The 12,032-nt window shown below is 73.5% G+C and carries 15 protein-coding genes; 10 read left to right on the forward strand and 5 right to left on the reverse strand.

Annotation, left to right across the window (positions count from 1 at the left end; translation table 11 throughout):
- Positions 1-90: 90 nt before the first annotated feature.
- Together ACZ3X1_RS20450 and ACZ3X1_RS20455 are read left to right on the forward strand one after the other, a co-directional pair.
- A complete protein-coding gene (locus ACZ3X1_RS20450) occupies positions 91-396 on the forward strand; it encodes a hypothetical protein (protein ID WP_356812958.1) in 306 nt (101 codons plus the stop codon).
- Positions 397-632: 236 nt separating this feature from the next.
- Positions 633-776 (forward strand): hypothetical protein, encoded by a 144-nt coding sequence (locus ACZ3X1_RS20455; protein WP_356812957.1) that lies wholly within the window; start codon positions 633-635, stop codon positions 774-776.
- Between the two features lie 236 nt (positions 777-1,012).
- Here ACZ3X1_RS20455 and ACZ3X1_RS20460 read toward each other — a convergent pair whose 3' ends face one another.
- Together ACZ3X1_RS20460 and ACZ3X1_RS20465 are read right to left on the reverse strand one after the other, a co-directional pair.
- Entirely contained in the window at positions 1,013-2,002 is a 990-nt protein-coding gene (locus ACZ3X1_RS20460; RefSeq protein WP_467280526.1) for an aldo/keto reductase, read from the reverse strand.
- Between the two features lie 59 nt (positions 2,003-2,061).
- On the reverse strand, positions 2,062-2,754 hold the full coding sequence (locus ACZ3X1_RS20465) for a GDSL-type esterase/lipase family protein (RefSeq protein WP_390078791.1): 693 nt from the start codon (positions 2,752-2,754) through the stop codon (positions 2,062-2,064).
- 76 nt (positions 2,755-2,830) lie between these two features.
- Between ACZ3X1_RS20465 and ACZ3X1_RS20470 the strand changes: the two genes are divergently transcribed.
- On the forward strand, positions 2,831-3,862 hold the full coding sequence (locus ACZ3X1_RS20470; RefSeq protein WP_467280527.1) for a WD40 repeat domain-containing protein: 1,032 nt from the start codon (positions 2,831-2,833) through the stop codon (positions 3,860-3,862).
- A 74-nt stretch (positions 3,863-3,936) separates the two neighbouring features.
- On the opposite strand, the gene ACZ3X1_RS20475 is transcribed toward ACZ3X1_RS20470, so the two are convergent.
- On the reverse strand, positions 3,937-4,860 hold the full coding sequence (locus tag ACZ3X1_RS20475; RefSeq protein ID WP_467280528.1) for a DUF3027 domain-containing protein: 924 nt from the start codon (positions 4,858-4,860) through the stop codon (positions 3,937-3,939).
- A gap of 328 nt (positions 4,861-5,188) precedes the next feature.
- Between ACZ3X1_RS20475 and ACZ3X1_RS20480 the strand changes: the two genes are divergently transcribed.
- From ACZ3X1_RS20480 to ACZ3X1_RS20495, 4 genes are all read left to right on the forward strand, one after another.
- Positions 5,189-6,565 carry an MFS transporter gene (locus tag ACZ3X1_RS20480; RefSeq protein WP_356812950.1) on the forward strand — a complete coding sequence of 459 codons (1,377 nt, stop codon included), beginning with the start codon at positions 5,189-5,191 and terminating at the stop codon, positions 6,563-6,565.
- A 235-nt stretch (positions 6,566-6,800) separates the two neighbouring features.
- Positions 6,801-7,289, forward strand: coding sequence for a hypothetical protein (locus ACZ3X1_RS20485; protein WP_030662405.1), 489 nt, complete (start codon positions 6,801-6,803; stop codon positions 7,287-7,289).
- Positions 7,290-7,302: 13 nt separating this feature from the next.
- Entirely contained in the window at positions 7,303-8,046 is a 744-nt protein-coding gene (locus tag ACZ3X1_RS20490) for a futalosine hydrolase (protein WP_467280529.1), read from the forward strand.
- The gene (locus ACZ3X1_RS20495; protein ID WP_356814089.1) at positions 8,021-8,884 is read left to right on the forward strand and encodes a 1,4-dihydroxy-6-naphthoate synthase; all 864 of its coding nucleotides are present in this window, start codon (positions 8,021-8,023) and stop codon (positions 8,882-8,884) included. The genes ACZ3X1_RS20490 and ACZ3X1_RS20495 overlap by 26 nt, the downstream gene beginning before the upstream one ends.
- 72 nt (positions 8,885-8,956) lie before the next feature.
- Here the strand turns inward: ACZ3X1_RS20495 and ACZ3X1_RS20500 are convergent, their stop codons facing one another.
- Positions 8,957-9,340 carry a cold-shock protein gene (locus tag ACZ3X1_RS20500; RefSeq protein WP_030012939.1) on the reverse strand — a complete coding sequence of 128 codons (384 nt, stop codon included), beginning with the start codon at positions 9,338-9,340 and terminating at the stop codon, positions 8,957-8,959.
- Positions 9,341-9,517: 177 nt separating this feature from the next.
- Here ACZ3X1_RS20500 and ACZ3X1_RS20505 point away from each other — a divergent pair, with 177 nt between their 5' ends.
- Positions 9,518-9,769 (forward strand): hypothetical protein, encoded by a 252-nt coding sequence (locus ACZ3X1_RS20505; RefSeq protein ID WP_030662415.1) that lies wholly within the window; start codon positions 9,518-9,520, stop codon positions 9,767-9,769.
- A gap of 47 nt (positions 9,770-9,816) precedes the next feature.
- On the opposite strand, the gene ACZ3X1_RS20510 is transcribed toward ACZ3X1_RS20505, so the two are convergent.
- Positions 9,817-10,434: an HAD family hydrolase gene (locus tag ACZ3X1_RS20510; RefSeq protein WP_467280532.1), complete on the reverse strand. Its 618-nt coding sequence runs from the start codon at positions 10,432-10,434 to the stop codon at positions 9,817-9,819.
- A gap of 131 nt (positions 10,435-10,565) precedes the next feature.
- Here ACZ3X1_RS20510 and ACZ3X1_RS20515 point away from each other — a divergent pair, with 131 nt between their 5' ends.
- Both ACZ3X1_RS20515 and ACZ3X1_RS20520 read left to right on the forward strand, forming a co-directional pair.
- Positions 10,566-11,192, forward strand: a complete 627-nt coding sequence (locus tag ACZ3X1_RS20515; RefSeq protein WP_356814086.1) for a SigE family RNA polymerase sigma factor — start codon at positions 10,566-10,568, stop codon at positions 11,190-11,192.
- Positions 11,193-11,202: 10 nt separating this feature from the next.
- Entirely contained in the window at positions 11,203-12,015 is an 813-nt protein-coding gene (locus ACZ3X1_RS20520) for a hypothetical protein (RefSeq protein ID WP_467280535.1), read from the forward strand.
- Positions 12,016-12,032: the final 17 nt, after the last annotated feature.

Consider the following 12,032-nt stretch of genomic DNA (forward strand, 5'->3'; position numbering starts at 1 on the left):
AGAAGCACTGTCTGGCCAGATGTGTCCACGGCCACAAACGGCCAGCCGGATCGGTGTCCCGCACGGGCCCGCCGGGGCGACGGTGGAGGCATGTACCTCGTCCATGCCCGTCTGCGGACGGTCCCTCCGGCGGAAGTGCCCGACGATCTGCGCGAGACGGCCCGCGCCGGGCTGCGCCCGAGGGACCGGGTGGAGCACCTGGCCGTGCACCCGCAGTCCGCGGAGCACTTCACGCTCGGTTTCTACCTGCTCTCGGACTCCCTGGAGGAGGCGGAGCGGCACGCCGAGTCCGTCTGCCGCCGCCTGCTCGGCGCGCGGGCGCTGCCCCACGCGCGCCTGCTGGACGTGGGCGTCCCGCTGATGCCGGTGTCGGTGCTGGAGCTCCGCAGCGGCTGACCGCTGCGGCCCGTCAGGCACGGCGGTCCCCCACATACGGCCGGAAGGGGCCGCCGCCCGGCCCCTGTCCTCATCCGTCCACGGACGGTTTGGGCCAGCCGCTACCCCTTCTCCCCCCGCTGAGCTGCGGCTTAGCTGGGTCTCACCGGAAGGGACAGCGCCACCGCGGGGCGCGGGACCGACCGGGAAGCCACCGTCATCACGCCTCACGGCACCCCGAAGGGACACCGGACCTCATGAACACCACTCGCATCTTCAAGGCCGCCGCGGTCGTCGCCCTCGCCCTCGTCCTCGGTACGCCGGCCGTCGCCTCCGCCGCCCCGCTCACCGCCGCGAAGCCCCCGGTCGCCGCCCAGAACGGTGACATGAGCTGGCAGTGACCGCTCGGCCACGGCCCGCAGCGCACCCACCACGGCACAGCCCCTGCGTCCACGATGCAGGGGCTGCCGCGTTAGGCTCGACGGGTGGATCCCAAGACCAGAAACCGTGTGATGGCCGGTGTGCTCGTGCTGATGTTCGTCGTCGTCGCCGTGGCGGCCGCCGTCGGCCAGTAGCCCCTACGCCGGCCGCTGACCGGCCACGCGGCCGCCCGCCACCGGCGGCGACTGCCGCACGACTACCAGGCGAAGGCCTCCGGCGAGGGCCCGGGACCGGGGAAGATCTCGTCCAGCCCGGCCAGCACCTCCTCGATCAGCTCCAGCTCCACGGCGCGCAGCGCCGAGGCGAGCTGCTCCGGCGTACGCGGCCCCACGATCGGCCCGGTGACCCCGGGACGCGTCAGCAGCCAGGCCAGTGCGACCTCGCCCGGCTCCAGGCCGTGCTTGTCGAGCAGGTCCTCGTACGCCTGCACCTGCGCCCGCACGGCGCTGTTGGCCAGTGCCTCCGCGGACCGCCCGGAGGCCCGCCGCCCGTCGACGGCCTCCTTCTTGATCACGCCGCCGAGCAGCCCGCCGTGCAGCGGGGACCACGGGATGACCCCGAGCCCGTACTCCTCGGCGGCCGGGATGACCTCCATCTCCGCGCGCCGCTCCGCGAGGTTGTAGAGGCACTGCTCGCTGACCAGTCCGAGCCTCCCGGTGCGCGCCGCGACCTCGTTGGCCTGGGCGATCTTGTAGCCGGGGAAGTTCGAGGAGCCGACGTAGAGGATCTTGCCCTGCTGGACGAGGACCTCCACGGCCTGCCAGATCTCCTCGAAGGGGGTCCGGCGGTCGACGTGGTGGAACTGGTAGACGTCGATGTAGTCGGTCTGGAGCCGCTTGAGGCTGGCGTCGACGGCCCGCCGGATGTTCAGCGCCGACAGGCGGTCGTAGTTGGGCCAGGTCTCGCCCTCGCGGGACATGGAGCCGTAGACCTTGGTGGCGAGGACCGTCTTCTCGCGGCGCCGGCCGCCCTGGGCGAACCAGGTCCCGATGATCTCCTCGGTGCGGCCCTTGTTCTCGCCCCACCCGTAGACGTTGGCTGTGTCGAAGAAGTTGATCCCCGCGTCGAGGGCGGAGTCCATGATCGAGTGGCTTTCGGGCTCCGTGGTCTGGGGTCCGAAGTTCATGGTGCCGAGTACAAGTCGGCTGACCTTGAGGCCGGTGCGTCCGAGCTGTGTGTACTTCATGGGGCACTAGCCAACTGCTTCGAGCGCACTCGAAGCAAGACCCCCGCGCACAGGGCGTGTTACGGGGTCCGGGCCGCGCGGTAGGGGCCGCCGAGGCCCCACGCCTGGTGGAGGACCGCGGCGAATTCGCCCGCCAGGCGGTGCTCGCCGGAGGCGTTTGGGTGGGTGCCGTCGTAGGTGTCCCGGTGGATGTCGTACGAGGCCGGGCGCGCGGCCAGCAGGATCGGCGAGGCGTCCGTGGTGAGGTCGGCCACCGCCTTCGCGAGGAGGTCGTTGAAGCGGTCGACCTCGGCCGCGAAGGGGGCGTCCTCCTCGGCCCGGCTGTTCGGGATGACGGGCAGCAGCACCATGCGGATGCCGGGGCGGGCGGCGCGGGCGCCCGCTGTGAAGCGGCGGACGTTGGCGACGGTCTGCTCGGCGTCCGTGTAGAAGCCGAGGTCGATCAGGCCCAGGGAGACCAGCAGCACGTCCGGGCGGTGCGCCGCCACGGTCTCGCCCATGACGGGGGCCATGTGCTGCCAGCCCTCGCCCCAGCCGGCCAGGTGGCGGCGGGCGTGCTCCGGGAAGGCCGGGTCGGCGTACTCGTGGCTGACGGCCGCGTCGGCGCCCGTGTCGTAGACCTCGCAGCGCGGGCCGACGATCCGGTAGGGGCCGCCGAAGGTCGAGTTGAGGTGCTGCCACATCCGGTAGCGCCAGGTGTAGTCGCCGGCGCGTCCGATGGTCATGGAGTCGCCGACGAACATGAAACGCATCCGGTCATCATCGCGGATCGCGCGACAGAAGCATCTGTGACGCCGGACACGCGGAACGTACTGGCAGGCTGGGAGGATGCGCCCGTCCCTGCCGTCCGCCGCCGCCCGCGCGACCGCCGCCGCCACCGTCCTCGCCGCCACCGTCCTCGCTGCCACCGCCCTCGCCGGGCTGCCGGGCACGGCCTACGCGGCGCAGTCCCCCGGGACCGCCTCGTTCACCATCTCCGATCCGCGGATCAAGGAGTCGAGCGGGCTGGCGGCCAGCCGGGTCCATCCGGGCGTCTACTGGACGCACAACGACAGCGACGACGGCCCGTACGTCTACGCCGTGGACTCGGCCACCGGCGCCACCGTGGCCCGGGTGACGCTGACGGGCATCGGCAGGCCGCGCGACGTCGAGGCGATCTCGCTGGGCCCGGACGGACAGCTCTACGTCGGTGACGTCGGCGACAACCGGGGCGGCACCTGGGACCACGTGTGGATCTACCGCTTCCAGGAGCCGCGGCAACTGGGTGATGTCACCGTCAAGGCGACGCAGTTCACGGTGCGGTACGAGGACGGGCCGCGCAACGCCGAGTCCCTGATGGTGCATCCGGTGACGGGCCGGGTCTACATCGCGAGCAAGGACGAGAGCAGGGGCGGCCTGTACGAGGGCCCCGCGCAGCTGTCGGCCGGCGCGGACAACGTCTTCCGGCGGGTCGGCGACGTTCCGTGGGTGACGGACGGCGCCTTCTCCCCGGACGGGAACCGGCTGACCCTGCGCGGCTACTTCACCGCCCGGACGTACCCGTGGAAGGACGGCCGGCCGCAGGGCGAGGGCGAGCGGGTGGACGCCCCGTGGCAGGGGCAGGCGGAGTCGGTGACGTACGCCGCGGACGGCTCCACGCTGATGTTCGGCTCGGAGGGCGCGAGCAGTCGGGTGGTCGCGGTCCCGGCGGCGGCCACCTCGCCCGGCGGTTCGGCCTCGCCGCAGCCGGGGTCACCGCCGGACGCGGCGACCTCGCCGGAGCCGACCGGCAGCTTCGGCAAGGGCGCGCTGGTCCTGGCGGGCGGCCTGGTCCTGGTCTTCGGTGCGAAGCGGCTCTTCCGCCGCCGCGCACGGAACTGACCGTACGGGGCCGGACCGCACGGGGCCGGCGGCGCGGGGGCGCCCGCGCCGTCCCGCCGACAGGGCCGTACGGGTTACGAGTGGCCGAGGTCCAGGTCCGCGGCCTGGGCGTCGGGGGCCGGGACCGAGCCGGTGTCCTGGGCCGGCCGCAGGACGAACTCGTCCGAGGCCATCGAGTCGAGGACCGGCGGGGCCGGCCGCAGCGGCGCCGGCATGACAGCGGCCTCGGAGTGGCCGCCGCAGCCGTAGGACAGCGACACCAGGCGGCCGTCGGCCGGGCTGAACTCGTTCGCGCAGACGCCGAAGGCCTGGCCCAGCGAGCCGCCGACGGCGACGAGGAAGCCGCACGAGACGCAGGACGCGGGCGCGGCCTGCGCCATCTGGGTCTTCGCGCCGAAGGCTTCGTCCCAGCGGTCGGCGGCGCTGTGCAGCCCGTACCGGGACAGCACGCGCGCCCGGCGCATGCCGAGCTCCTCGGCGACCGACGAGATGGAGCCGCGAGCGGGAACCGTCACACGGTCGGTGACGTCGGCGTCCTCGGCCTCGACCAGTTCGGCCATCTCGGTGGAGACCACGGAGTTCGGCGGCGGGGCGTCCTCGCCCGACCAGCCCGGCTCCAGCCGCAGGTCGTCGGCCTCGGTGGGCAGCAGGTCGCCCGGGCCCATGTCGCCGGGACGCAGCCGCTCGCTCCACGGCACCCACTCGGGGGCCAGCAGGGCGTCGTCGCCGGGGAGCAGCACCGTTTCGTCGAGGGTGACGTTCTTGGCGCGGGAGGCGCGGGCGACGGTGACGGCCCAGCGCCAGCCGCGGTAGCCCGGTTCCTTGGACTCGAAGAAGTGGGTGACGACGCGGTCGCCCTCCGCCACGGCGGAGACGTGCGCGCCCACCACGCCGGGGAAGGCTGCCTCCTCGGCGGCCGCGCGGGCGAGTTCCACCGCCTCGACACACAGGCGGTCGGGGGTACGCGGGGTACGGCTTCGCGTCGTCGCAGCACTCACTGGTCTCGTTCTCTCCTACGCCGTCTCACGTGTGCGCCGTCCGTACTGTCGTCCACAACGACCCGGTGGTGCTGTCCGTACGAGGCGCGGGCGGAGCGGACCAGAGGGCCGCGTCGACGTCCGCACCCGATCGGACTCCGGGCGCACCTCACTGCGATCCATTCTGCGGGATCACGAAGAGGCGCGCGGCCAGGAGCAACCGCCGGTGGCGCGCTACGCACGCTACCTCCTCTTAAGCCCTGGGCACACATGCAAGGTCCGATTCGCGGACAAGCCGCCGGTTCCGCGACGCGCCGGGAGGCGCACCGCGGGGGCCGGGTGGGGCACTATGTCGAGTGTGGCACCCGTACGGTCGTCCGACGACGGCTCGGGACCGGCCAGGCGGGCCGGCCGGGCTGTCGGGCGTGCCCTGCACCGTCCGATCACCGGTCCGGCCAAGGGGATCCGGCGGGCCACGCACGCGCACGGGGCGGGCGAATCGGGTCTGGGCAAGCTGATCGAGCTGCACGCGATCAACGGCGCCGGCGACATGATGATCACGGTGGCGCTGGCGTCGACGGTGTTCTTCTCGGTACCCACGGACGAGGCACGGGGCCGGGTGGCCCTGTACCTGGCGATCACGATGGCGCCGTTCACGGTGCTGGCCCCGGTGATCGGTCCGCTGCTGGACCGGCTGCCGCACGGACGGCGGGCCTCGATGGCGGCGGCGATGCTGGCGAGGGCGGTCCTCGCGCTGCTGATGTCGGCCGTGGTGGCCACGGGGGGTCTCCAGCTGTATCCGGAGGCGCTCGGCGTGCTGGTCGCGTCCAAGTCGTACGGGGTCGTGCGCAGTGCGGTGGTGCCGCGGCTGCTCCCACCGAAATTCTCACTCGTCAAGGCGAACTCGCGGGTCACGCTGGCCGGTCTGCTGGCCACGGGCGCGGCGGCGCCGGCGGCCGCCGGGCTGAACTCGATCGGGCCGCAGTGGCCGCTGTACGGGGCCTGCGTCATCTTCCTGGGCGGCGCCTTCGCGGCGTTCACGCTGCCGCACAAGGTGGACGAGGCGAAGGGCGAGCGCCGTGCCCGGCTCTCGACGCACGAGGCGCACTCGAAGCGGCCGGGGCTGCGGACGGTGAGCCGCAGCGTGCTGTGCGGGCTGCTGGCGAACGCGGCGATGCGCGGGCTGTCCGGGTTCCTGATCTTCTTCCTGGCGTTCCTGCTCCGTGAGCATCCCCTGGCGGGGCAGAGCGCGGCGGTGTCGCTGGGCATCGTGGGCGTGTCGGCCGGCGTGGGCAACGCCTGCGGTACGGCGGTGGGCGCGTGGCTGCGGGCGCGCGCCCCGGAGGCGATCGTCGCGTCGGTGCTGTGCGTGACGCTGGGGGTGGCGGTGCTGGCGGCCGTCTTCTACAGCGGGGTGTTCGTGGCCGTGCTGGCCGCGACGGCGGGCTTCTGCCAGGCGCTGGCGAAGCTGTCGCTGGACGCGATGATCCAGCGGGACGTGCCGGAGGCGGTACGGACCTCCGCGTTCGCCCGTTCGGAGACGCTGCTGCAGGTGGCGTGGGTGCTGGGCGGGGCGATCGGCATCGCCCTGCCGCTGAACGGCGTACTGGGCATGGCGGTGGCGGCGGCGATCGTGGCGCTGGGCGCGACGATGGCCGTCCGCGGCGCCCTGTCGGCCCCCCGCCACCAACCGCAGCAACACACGTCCCGCACCCGAGTCGCCTGACGCTCCGGCCCCCGCATCCAGCCCCGCCGGCGCTTGAGGCCCGGGGTCCGGGGCGGAGCCCCGCTCTTTCAGCCCCGCCGGCGCTTGAGGCGCGGGGGCCCGGGGGCAGCGCCCCCGCAGCGGCGCCGCACCGGCACGCGCACGGTCACCCCGGCGGGAGCCGAAGGGCGGCGCGCCGCAGGCCCGCGGTACCCCGTGCAGCGGCGCAGCCCAGGGGCCCGATAGCCTTCGGCTCATGACCGCACCGCTTTTCTCGGGTAGGGCCCGCCGCAGCGTCGCGGCCCTCGGAGCCGTGTCCGCCGGCCTCCTCCTTCTCTCCGCCTGCGACAAGCCGACCCCGCTCGCGACCGTGACGGTCGGCAGCTCGTCGGTGTCCGCGGAAGCCTCTTGCCACAACGACGGCAAGGAGCTCTCCATGGACGAGGTCCAGGAGTGCCTCACGAACCTCAAGAACCCCAAGACCATCAAGTACGGCCGCGGCGAAACGCTGCGCCTCGGCGTCGAGCCGGAGGTCGTCGAGGACGGCAAGCGCTGGTCGGCGGTCCTCGACGGCCAGCCGATCACCGAGCCCTCGTCGAGCACGTACCGCAGCTTCCCGAACGCCGACGTCTTCGCGACGGGCGGCCAGGGCGAGGCGCCGACCTCGAAGAAGCTGGCCTTCCTGCAGATCGGCGAGGACGGCAAGCCGCTCGCCGTCTGGTCCTTCAACCTCAAGCTCAAGTAACCGGACGACACCGGTGCGCGTGCTCGTCGTGACGGCGGTGGGGGCGGAGTCGGACTCCGTCCTCACCGGTCTGACCCCTCATCCGGACAGTCCCGGTCCTGAGCCGCGCACGCTCCCCGGCGGGTACCTCATCACCCGCCGGGACCTTCCGGGCATCGCCTTCGACGTGCTCGTCGGCGGCGTCGGTCCGGCGGCGGCCGCCGCGGGCACCGCCACGGCGCTGGCCCTCGCCGGAACCGAATACGGGCTCGTCGTCAGCGCCGGCATCGGCGGCGGGTTCGCTCCCGCCGCCCCGCTCGGATCCCTCGTGGTCGCGGACGCGATCGTCGCGGCCGACCTGGGGGCGCAGACCCCCGACGGGTTCGTCGACGTGTCGGCGCTGGGCTTCGGGCGCAGTGTGCACCTGCCGCCCGCCGAGCTGGCCGCCCGGGCCGCCGAAGCGACCGGGGCGCTGCTGGCGCCCGTGCTGACCGTCTCCACCGTGACCGGGACCGCCGACGGGGCGGCCGGGCTCGCGGCCCGGCATCCGATGGCCGGGGCCGAGGCCATGGAGGGCTTCGGGGTCGCGGAGGCCGCCGCCGCGCACGGGCTGCCCGTACTGGAGATCCGCGCCGTGTCCAACACCGTGGGGCCGCGCGACCGTGCCGCCTGGCGGATCGCGGACGCGCTGGCGGCGCTCGCCGAAGGCTTCCGCGTGCTGGGGCCCGTACTCGCGAACTGGGGAGAACGCCATGAGCCGCACCGTGGTCGACGGTGAACCGCTGAAGATCGCCTATTCGCCCTGCCCGAACGACACGTTCGTGTTCGACGCGTGGGCGCACGGACGGGTGCCCGGCGCGCCGGCCCTGGACGTCACCTTCGCGGACATCGACATCACCAACGGCATGGCCGAGCGCGGCGAGCTGGACGTGCTGAAGGTGTCGTACGCGGTGCTGCCGTGGGTGCTGGAGGAGTACGCGCTGCTGCCGTGCGGCGGGGCCCTCGGGCGGGGCTGCGGGCCGCTGGTGCTGGCGGCGGAGCCGGGCCTGGACCTGGCCGGACGGACGGTCGCGGTGCCGAGCGAACGCTCCACCGCGTACCTGCTGTTCCGGCTGTGGGCGGCCGACGTGCTGCCGGAGGGCGTCGGCAAGGTGGTCGTCCTGCCGTTCCACGAGATCATGCCGGCGGTCCGGGACGGCCGGGTGGACGCCGGACTGGTCATCCACGAGGCCCGGTTCACCTATCAGGACTACGGCCTGCACTGCCTTGCCGACATGGGCGAGCACTGGGAGTCCACGACCGGTCTGCCGATCCCGCTCGGCGCGATCATCGCGAAGCGGTCGCTGGGTGGGGAGCGGCTGCGCCGGCTGGCCGAGTCGGCGCGCGCCTCGGTCCGGATGGCCTGGGACGACCCGCAGGCCTCCCGCCCGTACGTACGCGCGCACGCGCAGGAGCTGGACCCGGCCGTCGCCGACCAGCACATCGGCCTGTACGTCAACGAGTTCACGGCGGACCTGGGCGAATCCGGCTACGCGGCGGTGCGCGGCCTGCTGACGCGGGCGGCGGCCGAGGGGCTCGTACCGGCCATCGCGCCGGGCGCGCTCGCCTTCCCGTAGGGGTCCGCGCGCCGCACACGGCTGCGCCCCGCCGCTCGTACGAGGGGCGGGGCGCGGGTGTGCGTACGCGGGTCAGACGTCGAGCTGGTCGGCCACGGCGCGCAGCAGGCCGGCGATCTTCGTGCCGTGCACCTTGTCGGGGTAGCGGCCGCGTTCGAGCATCGGGGTGATGTTCTCCAGCAAGGTCGTGAGGTCCTGCACGATCGAGGCGAGCTCGTCGGGCTTGCGGCGCTGGGCGGCCGCGACGGACGGCGCCGGGTCCAGGACGGTCACCGAAAGTGCCTGGTCACCGCGTTGTCCGGCGACGACGCCGAACTCGACCCGCTGACCGGGCTTGAGGGCATCGACCCCGGCAGGGAGCACCGACGAGTGGACGAAGACGTCTCCGCCGTCGTCGCGGGAGAGAAAGCCGAAGCCCTTCTCACTGTTGAACCACTTGACCTTGCCGGTAGGCACGTCCGTCCTCTGTCCTTGTGCTCGTCGGGGGTCCGGAGTGCCGCGAACGGCTCCGGACAACAGCGCAGCGGGCCATGTGTGACCCGCCACCTCAAGGCTAATGGTCGGGGGCCGGGTGACAAGACGTTCCCCGGTCCTTCACGGTCGGTGCTTCGGCCAGGGAACTACCCTGGTGAGGTGACTGTTACTCCTCATTCAGACGAAGCGCGGCCCGGCGACGGACTGGTCAGGGCCGGCGGCATCGTGTTCATCGCCGGGGCCGTGGCCACGCTGGCGACGATGGCCCCGCTGTTCCTCGACGTCGACCCGTTCCCGTCGTACGCGTGGGCCGTGTGCATGCTGATGGGCGTCGGCTTCGCCATCTCCGCCGCGGGCGTGCTGCGCTCGGCGGCGGCGCAGCGCAAGGCGGCGCGGGCCTCCCAGGCCTGACCCGGGAGGCCGGGACCGGGAGGCCGGAAGGCCCGGGGCAAACCGGGTCAGACGGGCTGTGCGGCGAGGTACTGCGTGAGCCACTCGGGCAGCGCGGTGAGGTCGGGCAGCACCACGTCCGCGCCCGCGGCGCGCAGTTCCGGTTCCGGGCAGGGGCCGGTCGGCACGGCCACGGACAGTGCGCCGGCCGTGCGGGCGCCGCGCACGTCGCCGATGTGGTCGCCGACGTAGACCTGCGCGCCGTGCTCGCGCAGCGCGCCCGCCTTGGCCTCCGCCCACAGCCAGCCGATGACCGCGTCCGGCTCGATGCCGAGGTGTGCCAGGTGCAGGCGGGCGTTGGGCTCGTGCTTGGCGGTGACGACGATCGCGCGGCCGCCCATCGCCTGGACGGCCGCCACGGCCTCGCGGGCGCCGGGCATCGCGGGCGTCGGAGTGATGGCGTGGTCCGGGTAGATCTCCCGGTAGCGGTCCGCCATGGCCGGAATCTCGGCCTGCGAGAACCAGTGCGCGAGCTCCTCCTCCAGCGGGGGTCCCAGGCGGGTGACCGCCATGTCGGCGTCGATGTACGTGCCCGTCTCGGCCGACAGCGCCCGGTAGGCGGCCCGGATGCCCGGGCGGGAGTCGATGAGGGTCATGTCGAGGTCGAAGCCGACGGTGAGGTTCATACGGCCATTGTGCCGAGGGGGGCGGACTGCGGTGGACGGTGTGGCGGACCTCTCCGGAACTCGTGTTCAACCTTTTCGGTGCGGGAGCGCTCAGGACAGGGGTGACGGACACGATGTGAGAGGGAGGGCGCATGCCACCAGGCGCCGAACACAACGCAGCGCGGGACTTCGGGCCCGATGACGGGCATGCGTACGGTCCCGGGTACGTGCAGCGGTACGGGCCCGGGCGAGCGGAGGCCGAGCGGGACGCCGCGACCGGCGGCCTCGACTTCGAGACCTTCGCCCGGGCCGCCCAGCGGGGGCTGTACCGGACGGCGTACCTGCTGTGCGGGAACGCCGACGGAGCACGCGATCTGACCCAGACGACCCTCGCCAAGCTGTTCCAGCACTGGCGGCGCGTGGCCGCCGCCGACAACCCGCAGGCGTACGCGCGGACCGTGCTGACCCGGACCTTCCTCGCGGAGCGGCGCCGGCGCCTGCGGGACCTGCTGGCCCACCGGCGGATCGATCCGCCGCAGGCCCCGCACCACGCCGACCTGCGGGTCACCCTGCTCGCCGCGCTGGCCGAGCTGCCGCCGCGGTCCCGCGCCATGGTCGTCCTGCGCTACTGGGAGGACCTGAGCGTCGAGACGGTCGCGGAACTGCTGCGCTGCAGCGAGGGAACGGTCAAGAGCCAGTGCTCGCGCGCGCTGGCGAAGCTGCGCGTGCGGCTCGGCGACGCCCACGTCTACGCCACCGACTACGCCATCGAGAGCTGAGGAGACGTCAATGGGTACCAACGAGGACACTGCCGACGCCCGTACCGCTCTGCTGGTCCGTGAGGCGATGGAACGGGCGACCGGGGAACTGCCCGCGCTGATGGACCTGGCGGGCCCGGCCCGTGCCGAGGGCGGCCGCCGCAAGGCGCGCGTCCGGGTGGCGATCGGCGCAGGGGTACTGGCCGTCGCGACACTCGGGGCGGTCACCGCGTCCATGCTGCCGGGCGGCGGCCCGCAGCGCCCGGTCGAGGCCGTGGTGGCCGCGCCGCCGCAGTCGTCGGCTCCGCCGCAGCCGCTGCACATCGAGCCGACACCGGGCGAATCGTCGATGGCCGACCTGCCGGCCGCGGAGCGGACCCGGCAGGAGAACTTCCAGGACGAGGCCGTCGGCGTGCTCCAGCGCCTGCTGCCCCCGACGGTCGGCACCGTGCAGCGCACCGACCTCAGGGTGAACTTCTACCAGGCCACCAAGGACGGCAAGGCGTTCCCGCTGATCTTCTCGGTCCGGCCGTCGAGCGAGCAGCCCCAGCCCTGCCGGGAGGTCCGGGGCCGCGTCTGTGCGAAGGCCACGCTGCCCGGCGGCATCGAGGCCCACGCCTCGACGATCCCGACCGGCGCCGTCGCCGAGACGGAGGTCTCCTTCCGCTACGGCACGTGCAACGTCAGGCTGTCGGTCTTCCCGCACGAGGCGTCGAACACGTCGGCGCCCGTCAACCCCGCCCAGCTGCTGGAGGTGGCCAAAGCACCCGCCTTCCTCGACCTGGTCAAGGCCGCCGCGGCGCAGCCGATGGAGAAGGAGCAGCGCAGCATCCCCGGCGGCTGAGGCCCGCGGCGCGCGCC

The sequence above is a fragment of the Streptomyces sp. NPDC023541 genome, from assembly GCF_055559995.1.